A 16,665-nucleotide genomic window follows, 5' to 3' on the forward strand; every position below is an offset into this window, starting at 1 on the left:
CGGCTTGCCGGCGATGAGGCCGGGGCATGCAATCTCGAGCTGCCTGTTCGGGCCCTATCGCCGGCAAGCCGGCTCCCACAGGAAATCGCGTCAGCTTTTAGAAATTGAGCAAGACAGTTGCTCCCACAGGGATCGCGCAGACACACCGTTACAGGGTCTATCAGACCTATTCCCATTCGCAAAAACCCCGTGCGTTTCGCCAAAGCTTGAGTACAATCGTCAGCTTTTCTGGGCCCCTTGTCCCTCCGCTGGAACTCCCAATGCTTACCGGTAGCTACTCCTTTTCGCTGGTGTTGATCTCGCTGTGCGTGGCCATCCTGGCGTCCTATACCGCCCTGGACTTGACCGGTCGCATCGCCACCGCCAAGGGACGGGCGGTCTATCTATGGATGGGAGGTGGCGCCTTGGCCATGGGCATCGGCGTCTGGTCGATGCACTTCATCGGCATGCTCGCCTTCAGCCTGCCCATCGACCTGGGTTACGACGTTGGCCTGACCGCGCTGTCGCTGTTGATCGCGGTCCTGTCGTCGGGCTTTGCCTTGTGGCTGGTGAGCCAATCGAGCCTGCCTATCCTGCAACTGGCCTTCGGCGCGTTGTTCATGGGCGCGGGCATCAGCTGCATGCATTACACCGGCATGGCGGCAATGAGGATGCTGCCGGGCATCGACTACGACCCGACGCTGTTCGGTGCCTCGCTGGCTATCGCCGTGGGCGCCTCGGCAGCGGCTTTGTGGATCGCCTTCCGCCTGCGCCAGCACACCCCTTACGTGCGGCAGATCCGAGGCCTGGCGGCCATGCTGATGGGCCTTGCCATTGTCGGCATGCACTACACGGGCATGGCTGCGGCGAACTTCCCGGCAGGCAGTTTCTGCGGCGCCCTGGGCGGTGGCTTGCAGGGGGATGGTCTGGTGTATCTGGTGCTGATCACCACCCTGGCGGTGCTCGCGGTGGCCTTGCTCACCTCGGTGCTGGACGCCCGGATGGAGGCCCGCACCGCGGAGCTGGCCCGGTCGTTGACACTGGCCAATCAGGAACTGACCCAACTGGCCCTGCACGACACCCTGACCGGCCTGCCCAACCGCACGCTGCTGTCGGACCGAATCGAGCAGGCCATCGGCAAGGTCGCGGAGCAGGGGGGCTGTTTTGCCCTGATGTTCATCGACCTGGATGGTTTCAAACCAGTCAACGATGCCTTCGGCCACCATGTCGGCGACCTGTTGCTCAAGGCCGTCGCCGCACGCTTGCGCGGGCACCTGCACAGTCAGGACACCCTGGCGCGCATTGGCGGAGACGAATTTGTGCTGTTGGTGGAACTGCAGGAACCGGACGACGCCATGGACGTGGCGGTCAAGCAGGTCAACCTGGTGTCGCGGCCGTACCGGGTGGCCGAACATGACCTGCAGCTCACGGCCAGCCTGGGCATCGTGTTGTACCCCGGCAACGGCGAGGACCAGCTCGAACTGCTGCGCAACGCCGACGCCGCCATGTACCACGCCAAGAGCGCCGGCAAGAATGGCTACAGCTTCTTCGATGTGTCGATGAACAGCAACGCACGCCAGCAGTTGCAACTGCTGCAGGACTTGCGCATGGCCCTGGAGCAGTGTCAGTTCCGCCTGCATTACCAGCCAAAGTTCGACGCCCAGGCCTGCCAGCCCATCGGCGCCGAAGCCTTGCTGCGCTGGGAGCATCCGCAGCACGGCCTGCTGCTGCCGGACCGTTTCATCGGCCTTGCGGAAAAGACCGGGCTGATCATCCCCATCGGGGAGTGGGTGCTCGATGAAGCCTGCCGGCAGATGCGCCAATGGCTGGAGCAAGGCCATGGCGACTGGCGCATGGCGGTCAACCTGTCGGCCCTGCAGTTCTGCCATGCCGGCCTGGTCGACAGCGTCGCCCGTGCCCTGCGCGAAAACGGTCTGCCGGCCAACCACCTGACCCTGGAAATCACCGAAACCACGGCCATGCACGATGCCGATGCCAGCCTGACCGTGCTGCAGCGCTTGTCCGACATGGGCGTGGATCTGTCGATCGATGACTTTGGCACGGGATACTCAAGCCTGATGTACCTCAAGCGGCTACCGGCCAACGAACTGAAGATCGACCGCGGATTCGTCCGCGACCTGGAGCAGGACAGCGACGATGCAGCGATCGTTTCGGCGATCGTCGCACTGGGTCAGGCGTTGGGGCTGCGGATCGTCGCCGAGGGGGTGGAGACCGACGGGCAACAGGACTTCCTGACCCGCTTGGGCTGCGATTCGCTGCAAGGCTATCTGCTCGGGCAGCCGGTGCCGGCCGAGCAGTTCATGAATAAATTGCAGGTGTTACGCGAGAGCAGCCCGGCGCTGAGCTAGCCGGCGTCGCGAAGGACCAGTACAGGCACGAACGCCTCCATCTCGGCTTCCACCGCCTCGATGATACGTTCCACATCCGCAGCCGCCATGATCGCGCTGCACGGGATACCGGCAATGGCCAGCAAGGTTTCACCCGTGGCCCTGTCGAACAGGCGGGCGATCATGCTGCGGGGCGCATCCATGCTGGCTTCGAAACCGAGCGGGTGGAAATGCCAGCGCATCACCTGGCAGGCGTTGGGGAATGTCATCTTGTTCATGCCAGCCTCCTTGTCCGTACCTGGAAGCGGTGAGCATTTGGCCACGCCGGTGGCCGCCGGGAACCTAACCATAGCACCTGGTAAGCCGCATACTCCTGAGAAGACATGACGAAATTGTCATTGCATGATCCCTGTCACACAGGGTTCATGTTCGCCGTTTGGCGGCAAATGGCCAGGCAAACGTTTTGCGTGTGCCGAGGCGCAAGAACTACAGGCCAGTTCTGCTATTTTTATCGACATTCGGCGCACAGCGTTTTCGGACAAGCGGTGCGAGCTGGGCAGACAGGGAGACAGTCATGCGCTTTTCCACGCTCACCCAACGCATCGCCGGCGACGCCGCCGCGGCGTGGGATATCCATTATCAAGCCCAGGCCTTGCGCCGTGAGGGGCGCGAGATCTTTCTGCTGTCGGTGGGCGACCCCGATTTCGACACACCGGTGGCCATCGTCGACGCCGCAGTCAACAGCTTGCGCCGGGGCGAAACCCATTACAGCGATGTGCGCGGCAGCCTGGCGCTGCGCCAGGCCATCGCACGGCGTAGCGGCCCGCAGGTCAGCGCTGATCAGGTCATGGTGCTGGCTGGGGCGCAATGTGCGCTTTATGCCGTTTGCCAATGCCTGTTCGAGGCGGGCGACGAAGTGATCGTCGCCGAACCCATGTACGTCACTTACCACGGCGTACTCGGTGCCTGCGGCGCTCGGCCGGTGCCGGTGTCGGTCAGCCCGGAGCTGGGGTTTCACCTTGACCCGCTGGCGGTGGCGCGGGCCATCACCCCACGAACCCGCGGGCTGCTGCTCAACACTCCGCATAACCCCACCGGTGCCGCAATTTCGCCGCAGGACATGGCGCAGCTGGCACAGCTGTGCCGTGAACATGACCTGTGGCTGGTGTGCGATCAGGTCTACAGCGGCCTGCTTTACGAGGGCGCAGCGGTTGACCCGGGCAGCCTGCCGGGCATGGCCGAGCGCTGCGTGATCATCGACAGCGTGTCCAAGTCCCATGCCATGAGCGGCTGGCGGGTAGGGTGGGTGGTCGCACCTGAGACGCTGGTCGCGCACTTGGCCAATCTGGCCATGGCCATGCTGTTCGGCTTGCCAGAGTTCGTCATGCAGGCGACCTGTGTCGCCCTGGAGCAGGACCTGCCGGCGGTGCGGGGCATGCGCGAGGCCTATCGGCAGCGGCGCGACCGGGTTTGCGCGGCCCTTGCCGACTGCCCTGGCGTGCGTGCCCATCGGCCGGCGGGCGGCATGTTCGTGATGCTCGACATCCGTGCCACCGGGCTCAGCGCTCAGGCATTCGCCCAGCGGCTGCTGATGGAGGAGGGGGTTTCACTGTTGCCCGGAGATGCCTTCGGACCCAGCGCGGCCGGCCATGTGCGTATGGGGTTGGTGCTCGATGCCGAGCAATTGCAGGCGGTCTGCGGGCGGATCCGCGCCTGTGCGCTGCGCCTACTTGCCGAGCAGGCCGGCGGCGATATTGATGGTGAAGCCCAGAATCGCCGTGTTGAACACGAAACCTACCAGTGAATGGGCCAGCACCACCCGGCGCATGCTGCGACCGCCCACACCGACATCCGAGGTTTGCACGGCCACGTTGAGGGTGAAAGAGAAGTAGTGGAAGTCCCAGTAATCCGGGTTGCGTTCGCCATCGGCGAAGCGCAGTAGGGGTTCTTGGTGGTCACCGGTGTAGAACAGCCGAGCATAGTGCAGGCTGAAAATACAACCGATCAACAGCCACGAGCCCGCTACGGTCAAGCCGGTGTACAGGTAGTGCATGGCCAGGTCGCCGCCCTGCAGGTCACGGCTGGACACCAATTGCAGGGTCACGGCGGCGAGGCTGGCAATCGCTGCGATACAGACGGTGAACAGCACCAGGCCGGCGTTTTCGTCCTCCACCCGGGCGACGTTGCGGACTTTTTCCGGGCTGGCCCGCCAGGTAAGCCACAGCACCAGCAGCAGGTAGAGCCAGACGCCGAGGTTCCAGCCGGCCAGGATGCGCTGCACGATGTCGTCGGCAGGGATCAACCAGGCGCCGATGATACCGACCAGTGCCGCGAGGCTCAGGCGGGGGTGGGTGCGGGTCAGTCGGTGCAGTGCCATGGAGCCTCGGCGACAGGGAGTCATGGCTACCACGATAGCCTATGGGATAACATTTCCGCTCATGTCCATGCCGAAGCCCCTGATATTCAAGGGAATGGCATGGCCGCTTCACGCCTGGCGCCGGTGACTTCGCCGCCAGGCATCGCTACAGGATTCACGTTTTGTCCGACCTTTCGCAAAATCCCCTGCTGCAGTACCTGGCCCGGCTTGCCCCGTCCAGTCAGCAGACGATGCGCTACATCCTGCAGGACGCTGCAGACCGCCTTGGCTTTGTCGATTGCAACCTGGCCGAGGTGCCGTGGCACCGGCTCGAGCCTGGCCATGTGATCGGCCTGGTGGCGGCGCTGCGCGCCGATGGCTATGCGCCCAACAGCTCGTCGCTGTACGTCAACGCCGTGCGCGGGGTCATGAATGAAGCCTGGCGCCAGGGCTTGATCGACCATGAGCAGCTGCTGCGCATTCGCGAGGTGAAGCCGGCTACCGGCAGCCGCCTACCACCTGGGCGCAACCTGCGACGTAGCCTGATTCGCGAGCTGATGGAGCTGTGCGCTGCCGACCCACGCCCCCAGGGCGTGCGCGATGCAGCCATCATTGCGCTGCTGTACGGCACCGGCATGCGCAAGTCGGAGTCGGTGGACATCGACCTCGACCAGGTCGATTTCGAGGCCCGCAGCCTGCAGGTGGTGGGCAAAGGCAATCGGCAGCTGATCAAGTACGCGCCGGCCTGGGCATTCGAAAAGCTGCAGGCGTGGCTCGACCTGCGGCGTCAGGCGTTGCCCGAAGGCGCGGCAGACGACCCGTTCCTGTTCAACCGTATCCGCCGTGGCAACCACATTACCCGGGCACGCATCACCAAGCATGCCATCTACTACATCGCCCGCCAGCGCGGTGCGCAAGTGGGGGTGAAGATCATGCCCCATGATTTTCGCCGGGCGTTCATCACCCGGGTGATCGAAGAGCACGACTTGTCGATTGCCCAGAAGCTTGCGCATCACGCCAATATCCAGACCACCGCCAGTTATGACCGGCGCGATGACAACGAACGGCGGCGGGCGGTGGACCGGTTCGATTACTGAAGCGACCGGAGCGCACTAGTGGATGCTTGAGGCCAGTTCGAAGATCGGCATGTACATCAAGATCACGATCAGGCCGATCAGCAGGCCGATGAAGGTCATCAGCAATGGTTCGAACAGCTTGACGAACCATTCGACCCAGCGCCCGATCTCCTGGTCATGAAAATCCGCGCAGCGTTCGAGCATCTCGCCGAGGTTGCCTGATTGCTCCCCAGCCCGCAGCAAGCGCAGCGAAACAGGCGTTACCAGCTGCCCGACTTCCAGCGCATCCGACAACGGCAGGCCTTCGCCCACTCGCCCGGTGGCCTGTTCCAGGCCCTGCGCTGCAGCGCTGCCCAGCAGCCCGCGGGCCATGGCCATGGCCGTCAGGATGGGGATGCCACCTTGCAGCAGAATGCCCAGGGATCGATAGAAGCGTGCCAGCTCGTACATCAGCAGCCGCGAATGCAAGGCCGGCAGGCGCCGCAACTGGCGTGAACCCCAACGCCGCACCAGCGGGTTGCGCCGCAGTGCCACCAGCGTACCGATCACGGCCACTGTAGCCAGCGCCAGGGGCAGCTGCTGGGCGTGCAGGAACAGGCCGATCTGCATCAGCACCCGCGACAACCACGGTAGCTCGCTGCCCATGCCCTCGAACACCAGGCTGAAGCGCGGCACCACATAGCCGAGCAAAAACAGCACCACGCCACCCCCCACCAACAGCAGCAACAGCGGGTAGACCGAGGCGCCCACCAGCTTCTGCCGAACCAGGTCCAGGCGCTGGCGATAGCCGATGTAGCGGTGCAGGGCATCGCCAAGGGCGCCGGTGCGTTCGCTGGATTGCACCAGAGCCACGTACAAAGGCGGGAACACCCGTGGTTGCAGGGCCAGTGCCTGGGACAACGAACGTCCCTCATAGAGTTGGCGCACCAACGCTTCCAGGACCTTGCGCGCCCCCCCGGTCGGGGCTTTTTCGGCCAGGCTCTCCAGTGCATCGATCAAGGGCAGGCCGGCGTGCAGCAACGTGGTCAGCTCCTGGCTGAACAGCACCAGGTCGAAGGCTGCTTCGCGGCGCCAGGGCAGGCCAGGCATGGCGCTCCCCCGGCCGCGCACGCTGACCACCCGCAGGCCCTGATCTTCGGCCTGGCGACGGGCCTGCTCGGCGTCATCGGCGTCGATCTGCAGTTGCACCACGCCCTGTCTGCCCAGGGCCTTGAGGCTGTAGCGCATGGTCATGCTCCTCACTGCCAGCTGGTGATTTCTGCGTTTTCCCCATCGCCGCCCGGCTGGCCATCCTTGCCCATCGACAGCAGGTCGTATTCCCCGCCGTTCTCACCGGGTTGACGGTAGATGTAGGGGCGGCCCCAGGGGTCCTGCGGCACGGCTTTCTGCAGGTAAGGACCCGACCAGCGTGATTCGCCGCTAGGGGCGGCGGTCAGCGCCTGGAGCCCTTGCTCACTGTTGGGGTAATGGCCCACCTCCAGGCGATAGAGGTCCAGGGCCTTGCCCAAACCTTCGATCTGCGCCCGGGCCACCTTGGCCTCCGAGCGCCCGAGCTGGCTGAAGTACTTGGGCGCGACGATGCCGGCCAACAGGCCGAGCACCACCAGCACCACCAGCAGTTCGAGCAGGGTGAAGCCACGTTGGCGATTGGGTTTGCGCTGCATGGTGAAGCCCTCCTGCATGGGGACATGCTTTTTCAGGGTTTTGCTGGCGCATGCAACTGTCGTGCACGTCTGCCTCGGGCCCTTGCGCCATGCGCCATGGCAACCGGCACAGTGCTTGCGTCGTAACCGCAAAGCCCGGTTTTTCCGGGGCATTTCCCCCACATCGGGGGCACGGCGGGGAGGCGACCGACATGCGTGGACTTATCCTGGGATTGCTATGGCTGGCGGCAGGTGCCGCCCAGGCCGATGTGTACATCTCCATCGATGCCAAGGGCGGCTATGTGCTGAGCAACGTCCATCGACCCGGGCGCCACTATGACCGGGTGATCAGCGAACCGATCGCCCAGGCCGGGCCGGCCAATGCCCAGTTGATCACGGGGCGGCCCTATGCCGAACTGGTGGCGGCTGCAGCACGGGCGCACAACGTACCGCAGGCCTTGCTGCATGCGTTGATCAAGGCGGAGTCAGGCTACAACCCCAAGGCCCGATCGGCGGCTGGAGCGGTCGGCTTGATGCAACTGATGCCGGATACCGCGCGGGAAATGGGGGTGGAAAATGCCCTCGACCCCGAGGACAACGTGCAGGGCGGCGCCCGCTACCTCAAGCGCATGCTGAAGTTGTTCGACAATGACATCACGTTGGCCGTGGCCGCCTACAACGCCGGACCCGATGCGGTGCTGCGCCGTGGCGCGGTGCCGCCGTTCGCCGAGACCCGGCGCTACGTGCCCAACGTGCTGCGTGAGTACCGCAAGCTGCAGGGGCTGGCAGCCGACGCCCCGCTTTGACTGAACACCAATAGATGCGCCGGTTACCCAACTCTGGGCTATAACCTCTCAACAGGTGCCCTGCAGTGGAGCTCGACATGGACATCGTCCGCGGTTCCGATACACCCGAAGTGCTCGACCACGGCGAGGCGGCAACCGCGCGCAAGCCCTTCAACCTGCTGCGTTGGTATGCCTGGGTCAGCCTGGCCATCATCCTCTCGGTGGCGGCGGGGCTGGGGCTGATTTCCAGCCGGTTCATCATTAACGAAAGCGTCGAACGCGATGCCTTGTTGACGGCCCAGTTCATCACCTCGATCGCCGACGCCGAGGTGCGCCACGTGGCGATTGCCAACGTGCGCACCATGGGTGAGCTGCTCGATCCACGGACCGACCGGGCGGCCTTGCCAGACGTCGACCCCGAAGCGCGGCGCAAGGCGCGGGGTGAATTCCTCGACCACATCGCCCACCTGCCTGACATGTTGCTGGCCAATATCTATGCCCCGGACGGCACGGTGATCTGGTCGACCAACCCGGCCCTGATAGGCAAGCTCATCCAGGGTGACGACGACCTGGACCGGGCCTTCGAATACAAGATGCGCGTCTCCGCCAGCTACCACAATTTCGAGCAAGCCCGTGCCGAGCAGAAGTTCGTGACACCGCCCGAGCAGCTGTTCATCGAAAACTACATCCCTTTGTTTGACGCCGACGGCGAACGCGTCACGGCGATGGTGGAAATCTACAAGGAGCCCCATGACCTGATCGTGCGCATCGAACATGGGCTGATGCTCATCTGGCTGGCCATCACCGTCGGGGCCGGGCTGGTGTACGTCGGGCTGTACGGCATCATGCGCCGCGCCGCACGGGTCATGGAGGTGCAGCAGAAACGACTGATCAACAACGAAACCTATGTGGCCCTGGGCGAAGTGTCCTCGGCGGTGGCCCACAGCCTGCGCAACCCCCTGGCGAGCATTCGTTCAAGTGCCGAACTGGCCCAGGCGTTCGACGAGGGCCCGGTACAGCGCAATGTCAACGACATCATCAGCCAGGTCGACCGCATGTCACACTGGATTCGCCAGTTGTTGCAGTCGTTGCGACCGCTCAATGACGACCCCGTTTCGGTTGACCTGCCGCAAGCCTTGCAGGAAAGCCTGCAGGCGTTTGCCGTGCCGCTGTCACGCAGTGGGGTAGCCCTGGACCTTCAACCGTTGCCGACAATGGAGGTGTTGAGCCAGCCGGCATTGCTCAGGCAGGTCTTCAACAGTTTGATCGCCAATGCCCTTGAAGCAATGGAGCAAGGTGGTCGCTTGCGGGTAGAGGTGGTCAAGCAGGATCGACGCAGCCTGACCCTGCGCCTTTCCGACAGCGGCAAGGGCATGGACGAGATGCAGCAACGCATGGCATTCAGGCCGTTCTTCACCACCAAGCAAGGTGGGTTGGGTGTGGGCTTGGTGCTGGTCAAACGCATCATGGAGCGTTACGGCGGCTCGGTCAGGCTGAGCAGCAGCGAAGGCCATGGCACCCGCGTTTCACTCACTTTCCGATTGGCAGATACTTAATTAAGTATTTATAAAAGCTACATAATTAATTGATTTACAACGATTACATTTAAAGTGGGTAAAAAATCCCCAATAGTGGGGGCTGATATCCGGACTCGATTGATAACCGTTTTGTAAGGCATTGAAATATAAAAATATAAAGTTGTGTCGTTTCACTGGCTGGCTTTTTGCAACGATTTACGCGCATCAACTGGCAGCTGCGGTTGCCTTGGTGAACGCCATCAAATTGCTACTTGGCGTAGCAGGTCGTTGATGGCGTTCTGAACGGAATCCCGCGCGGGAACAAAGCAATGCAGCAGACGCTGGAAAACGATGTTCCCGACAAGGCTGGGGTACCACCCGGTGGCGGCATCGCCACACCGCTCAAACAGTTCAACTTGCTGCGTTGGTTTTCCCTGATCAGCCTGCTCATCATTGCCTCGGTGGCCGGGGGCCTGGGTTATGTGTCCACGCGCTTCGTGGTCCGTGACAGTGTCGAGCGCGATGCCATGCTCACCTCGCAGTTCATCCAGGCCATGGCCCAGGCCGAAGTACGCCACTCGCAGCTGCCGCCGGGTACTACCATGGGTGAGCTGCTCGACTCGCGCCTGGACCAACAGCACCTTCAGTTCAGCCCCGCGCTGGCGGAGTCGACCCGCGTCGAGTTCCTCGACCATGTGGAGCACCTGCCCGACACCTTGCTGGCCAATGTCTATGCCCGTGACCGCACGATCGTGTGGTCGACCAATCCCGTACTGATCGGCAAGCGCATTGACGCCGACAGCGATCTGGACCATGCCTTCCGCTCGCGCAAGGCAGTCTCGGCCAGTTACCACAAGGCCGAGGATGATCGCGAGGAGCAGAAGTTCCTGCGTGATCCGCAGTACCTGTTCATCGAGAACTACATTCCCTTGTTTGACAGCCAGGGCGAGCAGGTGCTGGCCATGGTCGAGATCTACAAAGAGCCCCAGGACCTGATCCGGCGTATCCAGCGGGGTTATGTGGTGATCTGGGCTTCGACCCTGGTGGGCGGGGCGTTGATCTACTTCGGCCTGTTCTGGATCGTGCGCCGCGCCGCGCAGATGCTGCAGCATCAGCAGGAGCGGCTGGTGGCCAGCGAAACCTACGTGGCCCTGGGCGAGATGTCTTCGGCGGTGGCCCACAGCCTGCGCAACCCCTTGGCCAATATCCGCTCCAGTGCCGAGCTGGCCCAGGAGATCGCCAACCCGCAGGCGCGCAAGAACATCACTGACATCATCAGCCAGGTCGACCGCATGTCGCGCTGGGTTCGCGAATTGCTGGTGTCGCTGCGCCCGACCAGCGACCAGGCCGAGGCAGTGGACCTGGTGGCGGCCATCGAAGACACCCACCTGGCCTTTGCCCAGCAGATCGAACGCAACGGCGTGCGCTTCAGCTTCGAAGGACCGCAGAGCCAGTGGGTGGCAAGCCAGCCCCTGCAGTTGACGCAGATCCTCAACAGCCTGTTTTCCAATGCCCTGGAAGCCATGCCCAAGGGCGGGGAATTGCGCGCCCAGGTCAGTGTGCAGGATGGCCAGCGCGTGCAGCTGCTGCTCAGCGACACCGGCAAGGGCATGAACGAGCAACAGGAACGGATGGTGTTCAAGCCGTTCTTCACCACCAAGCAGGGCGGGCTCGGCGTTGGCCTGGCCCTGGCCAAGCGCATCATGGAACGGTTTGGCGGCTCAGTCAGCCTGAGCAGCCGCGAAGAGGAAGGAACCCGCGTCAGCCTCACTTTCAATATCGCAGCGGGAGGGGACCATGGAGCAGAGCATCCTGGTAGTCGAGGATGATGACATTCTCGGCGATAACATTCGCACCTATCTGAGCCTCAAGGGCTACGAGGTGACGTTGTGCAACACCGCAGAGCTTGCGCTCGAGCAGATCAAGCGGGCCCAGCCCGATGCGGTACTGACCGACAACTCGCTGCCCGGTATGAGCGGGCACGACCTGCTGCGCAAACTGGTCGCCCAGGCGCCGGACCTCAAGGTGATCATGATGACCGGTTACGGCAACGTCGAGGATGCCGTGCAGGCCATGAAGGAGGGCGCTTTCCACTACCTGACCAAACCGGTGGTGCTGGCCGAGCTCAAGTTGACCCTGGACAAGGCCCTGGCCGCCGACCGGATGGAGCGTACCCTGTCGTTCTATCAGGACAGGGAGGCGCAGAAGTCCGGACTGCAAGCATTGATCGGCGAGTCGCCGGTCATGCAGACGCTCAAGCACACCCTGCGCCAGGTACTCGACGCTGAGCGCCGCATGGCCAGTGAAGAGCTTCCTCCGGTGCTGGTCGAAGGCGAAACCGGTACCGGCAAGGAACTGGTCGCCCGTGCCTTGCACTTCGATGGTGCGCGCAGCAAGGGGCCGTTCATCGAGTTCAACTGCGCCTCGATCCCTGCCAACCTGCTTGAGGCTGAATTGTTCGGTCATGAGAAGGGCGCGTTCACCGACGCCAAGGAGCGGCGCATGGGGCTGGTCGAGGCGGCCGACGGTGGCACGTTGTTCCTCGACGAGATCGGCGAGATGGACCTGGTGCTGCAGGCCAAGTTGCTCAAGCTACTGGAAGACCGCAGCATCCGGCGCATCGGTGCGGTGAAGGAGCGCAAGGTCGACCTGCGGGTCATCAGCGCCACCAACTGCAACCTGGAGCAGATGGTGCAGCAGGGCAAATTCCGGCGTGACCTGTTCTTCCGCCTGCGCATCATTGCGCTGAAAGTACCGCGGCTGCATGCCCGCGGAGAAGATGTGCTGCTGTTGGCGCGGCACTTCCTGTCCCATCACGGTCGCCGTTATGGCAAGCCGAACCTGCGCTTCAGCGCCGAGGCCGAGAACCTGATGTTGGGCTACAGCTGGCCGGGCAATGTCCGCGAGTTGCGCAACATGCTGGAGCAGACTGTGCTGTTGGCGCCCAATGAAGTGGTCCAGGCGCACCAGCTCAACCTGTGCATGACCTTGATCGACGAGCCTTTGACCGCGCCGGCGCCGATGCTTTACGAGGTACCGCGGCATGAGCCGGAGCCGGGTACCAGCCTGCCGGACATGGAGCGCGACCTGGTGTGCAAGACGCTGGATCGCACCGACTGGAACGTGACCAAGTCGGCGCGGATGCTCGGGTTGTCGCGGGACATGTTGCGTTACCGGATCGAGAAGCTCGGGCTTACGCGGCCGGACAAGCGACAGTGGTGAGGCTGGGGGCGCTTTGCGCCCCAATCGCCGGCAAGGGCTCCCACAGTGAGAGGCGCCGCCGTACCTGTGGGAGCCGGCTTGCCGGCGATTGGGCTGCAAAGCAGCCCCTTCAGCGCTGACTACCCGCCGAACCACCTTGCCCACCCGTACCCTCAGACCCACTGCCATCCATCCCCGGCAGGTCGCGGTTGTCATTCTGCTTGGCGGGTGGGCTTTGCGGGTCACTGCCCTGGATACGCGGATCGGTGTCCCGCGGCATGGGCTTTTCAATCGGGTTGAGTGTGCTGTCGACACCCGGCTGGGGCGCCGGGTTGTGCGGGTCGTCGGGGTAGGTCGTCCCGGTGCCGACCGCCAGGGCCAGCGGGGAGGCGAGCAGGGCAGCGAGCAACAAGCTTGTGCGGATCATGGGCAGGCTCCTTGGCGAGGGTAGGGCTTGTACTTCTGTTCGGCCCTACCCAGCGCGCCAAGGTGCCCTCACGCCGATCAGCGGTTACACCACCGCCGCCAGCATCATGATGAAGATGATGCCGACCACGGAAAGAATGGTCTCCATCATGCTCCAGGTCTTGAAGGTTTCAGCCACGGTCATGTTGAAGTACTGCTTGACCAACCAGAAACCGGCATCGTTGACGTGCGACAGGATCAGCGAACCAGCGCCGGTGGCCAGCACCAGCAATTCGCGATTGACCCCAGGCACCAGGTCGATCACCGGAGCAACAATGCCGGCGCCGGTGATGGTGGCCACCGTGGCCGAGCCCGTGGCGATGCGAATCACCGCAGCCACCAGCCAGGCCAGCAGGATTGGCGAGATCTGCGCCTGTACCGCCATCTGCCCGATCACGTTACCGACACCGGTATCCACCAGCATCTGCTTGAAGCCACCACCGGCACCGACGATCAGCACGATGGCAGCGGTCGGTGCCAGGCTCTGGTCGAGCATCTTCATGATCTGCTGGCGGTTGAAGCCTCGGGCCGCGCCGAAGGTGTAGAAGGCCAGCAGCAGTGCGGCCAGCAGGGCGGTGATGGGGTGGCCGATCAGGTCCATCCACTGGCGCACGATGTGCTCGGCCGGCAGCACCACGTCGGCGAAGGTCTTGAGCAGCATCAGCACCACGGGCAGCAGCACGGTGACCAGGGTGATGGTGAAGCTGGGCAGGTTGTTCTGGTCCGACTCCTTGGCGATCTGGTCCATCAGCTCTTGGGAAGGGTTGCCGGGGATGTAGCGGGCAATGAAATTACCGTAGAGCGGGCCGGCGATGATGGCCGTCGGCAGGGCCACCAGCAGGCCATAGAAGATGGTCTTGCCGATGTCGGCGTGGAAGATACCGATCGCCAGCAATGGTCCCGGGTGTGGTGGCACCAGGCCGTGGACCACGGACAGGCCGGCCAGCAGCGGGATACCGATCTTGATCAAGGACACGCCTGAGCGCCGGGCGACGATGAATACCAGTGGCACCAGCAGCACAAAGCCGATTTCGAAGAACAACGGAATGCCGACCAGGAACGCGGCGAACATCATGGCCCAGTGCACATTCTTCTTGCCGAATGCGCGGATCAGGGTCTGGGCGATCTGGTCGGCGCCGCCGGAGTCGGCCATCAGCTTGCCGAGCATCGTGCCCAAGGCAAGGACGATGCCGACGAAGCCGAGCACGCCGCCGAAGCCATCCTGGAACGACTTCATGACCTTGGCCACCGGCATGCCGGAGGTCAGGCCGAGGAAGCCGGCCGCCAGGGTCAGGGCGACGAAGGGGTGCACTTTGAAATGGGTGATCAGCAAGATCAGCCCGATGATGGTTACCAGGGCGTCGAGCAGCAGGTAGGTATCTGTAGCCAGTCCGAACATGGTGGTTATGCCTCGGTCTTATCGTTGTTTTTTTGGGGCGTAGCTTTATTGAACTTTCGCCGCCTTCAGGCGGCGGGACAGCGCTGTCTCAGGTGAGCCGGAAAACCGCCGGTTCAGGCGGTCCGCGCCAGGTTCCGCTCACCGCAGGGCTTTAGCCAGGCGTCGACGGTCTCGGCGAGGGCCGCAACTGGTTGCGTGGCATCCAGCGGCAGGGTAAGGGCTTCGCCATGGGGCGGCTCAAGGGCGGCGAACTGGCTTTCTATAAGGCTCGCCGGCATGAAATGGCCGGGGCGGGCGAGTACGCGCTTTTCTGCTTCGGCCGGGGTCAGTTCGAGGAACACGAACGCCAGCTCGGGCATCGCGTCGCGCAGGGTATCGCGGTAGCGGCGCTTGAGCGCGGAACAGGTGAGGATTGGGCGCTCACCGGCCTTGACCGTGGCTTGCAGCTCCTGGCCCAGGCGCACCAGCCAACCGGCGCGGTCGTTGTCGTCCAGAGGGATGCCAGCGCTCATCTTGCGGATGTTTTCGGCAGGGTGAAACGCGTCGCCTTCGATCAGGCGACCGCCACTTCTGGCAGCGATGGCGGCGCCGATGCTGCTTTTGCCGCAGCCGGCTACGCCCATCACCACAATGGCGGACAGGGGAGCATTCATTCAGTACCTCCTGCGGGGTGAGGTAGCGCTGTCTCGGCATAGACGAAACGCCACTCCCCGGTGTTATTGATTTTGTCCTTACGCAGTATGGACGCTTGGCAGAGTGCGTGTAGTGGCTGCTACCAAAGATTACATTGCCTGCGTCCTGAGACAGCGCTACCTTAGTGGCCGTTCCCCTCCCTTGGCAAGTAGTAAAATTACAACATCCATGTCCCGTACAGGCTCTCGTACCACCGGTCGTCCCACGCTGGCAGAAGTCGCCAGGCTTTCCGGGGTTTCCCCGATTACCGCATCCCGCGCCTTGCGCGGCGTCAGCACAGTGGCGCCGGCGCTGGTGGAAAAGGTCATCGCCGCCGCGGCGAGCCTGGGTTACGTCGCCAACCCGGCGGCGCGTGCACTGGCGTCGGCACGCAGCCAGTCGGTGGTGGTGTTGATTCCGTCGCTGTCCAACCAGCTGTTCATCGACACCCTGGAGGCTATCCACGAGGTCATGCGACCGCGTGGGCTTGAGGTGTTGATCGGCAACTATCACTACGATATCGACGAAGAAGAAAACCTGATCCGCAATTACCTGGCGTATCAGCCGTGCGGCATACTGCTCACCGGTTTCGACCGCAGCGAAGCCTCGCGGCAGATGCTGACTGCCAGTGGTGTGCCTTGTGTGCACATGATGGAACTGGGCGGGGAGGCCGGGGCCCTGTCGGTGGGCTTTTCCCAGCAGCAAGCCGGACGCGCTGCCGCGCACCACCTGATCGAGCGTGGTCGTCGGCGCCTCGCCTTCATCGCCGCACAGCTTGACCCGCGGGTGATGCAACGTGCCGAAGGTTTCCGCCAGGCCCTGGCCGAAGCCGGCCTGCAGGCCACCGAGTTGGAGATTCTGGCGCCGCAGCCCTCGTCGATCGGGTTGGGCAGCGAACTGTTCAGCCAGTTGCTGACCAAGGCGCCCGACGTGGATGGCATTTTCTTCTGCAACGACGACCTCGCCCAGGGCGCGGTACTGCAGGCGCTGCGCCAGGGCATCGAGGTACCGCGTCAGGTGGCGATGGTCGGGTTCAACGACCTGCCGGCGTCGGCGCACATGGTGCCGCGGCTGACCTCGATCCGCACGCCGCGGGCTGCCGTTGGTCGGGGGGCGGCGCAGGCGTTGCTGGCCTTGCTCGATGGCAAGCGGGTAGCGACCGAACAGCAGGATATGGGGTTCGAGTTGATGGTGCGGGAGAGTTCCTGAAAGGTCTGACCTCTG

Annotated in this window: 15 protein-coding genes; 8 read left to right on the plus strand and 7 right to left on the minus strand. The window is 63.5% G+C overall.

The window, feature by feature from the left end; genetic code table 11:
* The first annotated feature begins 260 nt into the window (after positions 1 to 260).
* Entirely contained in the window at positions 261 to 2,348 is a 2,088-nt protein-coding gene (locus ACIPZB_RS09940; RefSeq protein WP_400640063.1) for a putative bifunctional diguanylate cyclase/phosphodiesterase, read from the plus strand.
* Here ACIPZB_RS09940 and ACIPZB_RS09945 read toward each other — a convergent pair.
* Positions 2,345 to 2,605: a DUF1652 domain-containing protein gene (locus tag ACIPZB_RS09945; protein WP_400640064.1), complete on the minus strand. Its 261-nt coding sequence runs from the start codon at positions 2,603 to 2,605 to the stop codon at positions 2,345 to 2,347. The genes ACIPZB_RS09940 and ACIPZB_RS09945 overlap by 4 nt on opposite strands.
* Positions 2,606 to 2,901: 296 nt before the next feature.
* Here ACIPZB_RS09945 and ACIPZB_RS09950 point away from each other — a divergent pair, with 296 nt between their 5' ends.
* On the plus strand, positions 2,902 to 4,131 hold the full coding sequence (locus tag ACIPZB_RS09950; protein WP_400640065.1) for a pyridoxal phosphate-dependent aminotransferase: 1,230 nt from the start codon (positions 2,902 to 2,904) through the stop codon (positions 4,129 to 4,131).
* Here ACIPZB_RS09950 and ACIPZB_RS09955 read toward each other — a convergent pair.
* Positions 4,054 to 4,704: a DUF1345 domain-containing protein gene (locus tag ACIPZB_RS09955; RefSeq protein ID WP_400640066.1), complete on the minus strand. Its 651-nt coding sequence runs from the start codon at positions 4,702 to 4,704 to the stop codon at positions 4,054 to 4,056. The two genes, ACIPZB_RS09950 and ACIPZB_RS09955, sit on opposite strands and share 78 nt — an antisense overlap.
* 161 nt (positions 4,705 to 4,865) lie before the next feature.
* Between ACIPZB_RS09955 and xerC the strand changes: the two genes are divergently transcribed.
* Positions 4,866 to 5,780 (plus strand): tyrosine recombinase XerC, encoded by a 915-nt coding sequence (xerC, locus tag ACIPZB_RS09960; RefSeq protein ID WP_400640067.1) that lies wholly within the window; start codon positions 4,866 to 4,868, stop codon positions 5,778 to 5,780.
* Positions 5,781 to 5,795: 15 nt separating this feature from the next.
* Here the strand turns inward: xerC and ACIPZB_RS09965 are convergent, their stop codons facing one another.
* Both ACIPZB_RS09965 and gspG read right to left on the minus strand, forming a co-directional pair.
* Complete coding sequence (locus tag ACIPZB_RS09965; protein ID WP_400640068.1) at positions 5,796 to 6,986, minus strand: type II secretion system F family protein; 1,191 nt, start codon at positions 6,984 to 6,986, stop codon at positions 5,796 to 5,798.
* An 11-nt stretch (positions 6,987 to 6,997) separates the two neighbouring features.
* A complete protein-coding gene (gene gspG / locus ACIPZB_RS09970) occupies positions 6,998 to 7,423 on the minus strand; it encodes a type II secretion system major pseudopilin GspG (protein ID WP_008091342.1) in 426 nt (141 codons plus the stop codon).
* A 191-nt stretch (positions 7,424 to 7,614) separates the two neighbouring features.
* Here gspG and ACIPZB_RS09975 point away from each other — a divergent pair, with 191 nt between their 5' ends.
* The 4 genes from ACIPZB_RS09975 (at position 7,615) to ACIPZB_RS09990 (ending at position 12,926) form a co-directional block, all read left to right on the plus strand.
* The gene (locus ACIPZB_RS09975) at positions 7,615 to 8,208 is read left to right on the plus strand and encodes a lytic transglycosylase domain-containing protein (RefSeq protein ID WP_400640069.1); all 594 of its coding nucleotides are present in this window, start codon (positions 7,615 to 7,617) and stop codon (positions 8,206 to 8,208) included.
* A 77-nt stretch (positions 8,209 to 8,285) separates the two neighbouring features.
* Positions 8,286 to 9,743 (plus strand): sensor histidine kinase, encoded by a 1,458-nt coding sequence (locus ACIPZB_RS09980; RefSeq protein ID WP_400640070.1) that lies wholly within the window; start codon positions 8,286 to 8,288, stop codon positions 9,741 to 9,743.
* A 290-nt stretch (positions 9,744 to 10,033) separates the two neighbouring features.
* The gene (locus ACIPZB_RS09985; RefSeq protein WP_400640071.1) at positions 10,034 to 11,533 is read left to right on the plus strand and encodes a sensor histidine kinase; all 1,500 of its coding nucleotides are present in this window, start codon (positions 10,034 to 10,036) and stop codon (positions 11,531 to 11,533) included.
* Positions 11,502 to 12,926 carry a sigma-54-dependent transcriptional regulator gene (locus tag ACIPZB_RS09990; protein WP_400640072.1) on the plus strand — a complete coding sequence of 475 codons (1,425 nt, stop codon included), beginning with the start codon at positions 11,502 to 11,504 and terminating at the stop codon, positions 12,924 to 12,926. The genes ACIPZB_RS09985 and ACIPZB_RS09990 overlap by 32 nt, the downstream gene beginning before the upstream one ends.
* Before the next feature lie 109 nt (positions 12,927 to 13,035).
* On the opposite strand, the gene ACIPZB_RS09995 is transcribed toward ACIPZB_RS09990, so the two are convergent.
* The 3 genes from ACIPZB_RS09995 to ACIPZB_RS10005 form a co-directional block, all read right to left on the minus strand.
* Positions 13,036 to 13,332: a hypothetical protein gene (locus ACIPZB_RS09995; RefSeq protein ID WP_400640073.1), complete on the minus strand. Its 297-nt coding sequence runs from the start codon at positions 13,330 to 13,332 to the stop codon at positions 13,036 to 13,038.
* Between the two features lie 84 nt (positions 13,333 to 13,416).
* Positions 13,417 to 14,769 (minus strand): GntP family permease, encoded by a 1,353-nt coding sequence (locus ACIPZB_RS10000; RefSeq protein ID WP_400640074.1) that lies wholly within the window; start codon positions 14,767 to 14,769, stop codon positions 13,417 to 13,419.
* 113 nt (positions 14,770 to 14,882) lie between these two features.
* Positions 14,883 to 15,422, minus strand: a complete 540-nt coding sequence (locus tag ACIPZB_RS10005) for a gluconokinase (RefSeq protein ID WP_400640075.1) — start codon at positions 15,420 to 15,422, stop codon at positions 14,883 to 14,885.
* Between the two features lie 208 nt (positions 15,423 to 15,630).
* Between ACIPZB_RS10005 and ACIPZB_RS10010 the strand changes: the two genes are divergently transcribed.
* On the plus strand, positions 15,631 to 16,650 hold the full coding sequence (locus ACIPZB_RS10010; protein ID WP_400640076.1) for a LacI family DNA-binding transcriptional regulator: 1,020 nt from the start codon (positions 15,631 to 15,633) through the stop codon (positions 16,648 to 16,650).
* The last annotated feature ends 15 nt before the right edge of the window (positions 16,651 to 16,665 follow it).

Origin of the sequence: Pseudomonas sp. NPDC089396 (genome assembly GCF_044749545.1) — a bacterium.
Classification (GTDB): Bacteria; Pseudomonadota; Gammaproteobacteria; order Pseudomonadales; family Pseudomonadaceae; genus Aquipseudomonas.

What these genes read in the sequence shown, in the direction of transcription:
- ACIPZB_RS09965 (WP_400640068.1), bottom strand. Translation starts at nt 6,986, where the DNA reads ATGCGCTACAGCCTCAAGGCCCTGGGCAGACAGGGCGTGGTGCAACTG.
- ACIPZB_RS10005 (WP_400640075.1), bottom strand. Translation starts at nt 15,422, where the DNA reads ATGAATGCTCCCCTGTCCGCCATTGTGGTGATGGGCGTAGCCGGCTGC.
- ACIPZB_RS09975 (WP_400640069.1), top strand. Translation starts at nt 7,615, where the DNA reads ATGCGTGGACTTATCCTGGGATTGCTATGGCTGGCGGCAGGTGCCGCC.
- ACIPZB_RS09955 (WP_400640066.1), bottom strand. Translation starts at nt 4,704, where the DNA reads ATGGCACTGCACCGACTGACCCGCACCCACCCCCGCCTGAGCCTCGCG.
- ACIPZB_RS10010 (WP_400640076.1), top strand. Translation starts at nt 15,631, where the DNA reads ATGTCCCGTACAGGCTCTCGTACCACCGGTCGTCCCACGCTGGCAGAA.
- ACIPZB_RS09980 (WP_400640070.1), top strand. Translation starts at nt 8,286, where the DNA reads ATGGACATCGTCCGCGGTTCCGATACACCCGAAGTGCTCGACCACGGC.
- ACIPZB_RS09940 (WP_400640063.1), top strand. Translation starts at nt 261, where the DNA reads ATGCTTACCGGTAGCTACTCCTTTTCGCTGGTGTTGATCTCGCTGTGC.
- ACIPZB_RS09995 (WP_400640073.1), bottom strand. Translation starts at nt 13,332, where the DNA reads ATGATCCGCACAAGCTTGTTGCTCGCTGCCCTGCTCGCCTCCCCGCTG.
- ACIPZB_RS10000 (WP_400640074.1), bottom strand. Translation starts at nt 14,769, where the DNA reads ATGTTCGGACTGGCTACAGATACCTACCTGCTGCTCGACGCCCTGGTA.
- ACIPZB_RS09990 (WP_400640072.1), top strand. Translation starts at nt 11,502, where the DNA reads ATGGAGCAGAGCATCCTGGTAGTCGAGGATGATGACATTCTCGGCGAT.
- gspG (WP_008091342.1), bottom strand. Translation starts at nt 7,423, where the DNA reads ATGCAGCGCAAACCCAATCGCCAACGTGGCTTCACCCTGCTCGAACTG.
- ACIPZB_RS09985 (WP_400640071.1), top strand. Translation starts at nt 10,034, where the DNA reads ATGCAGCAGACGCTGGAAAACGATGTTCCCGACAAGGCTGGGGTACCA.
- ACIPZB_RS09950 (WP_400640065.1), top strand. Translation starts at nt 2,902, where the DNA reads ATGCGCTTTTCCACGCTCACCCAACGCATCGCCGGCGACGCCGCCGCG.
- ACIPZB_RS09945 (WP_400640064.1), bottom strand. Translation starts at nt 2,605, where the DNA reads ATGAACAAGATGACATTCCCCAACGCCTGCCAGGTGATGCGCTGGCAT.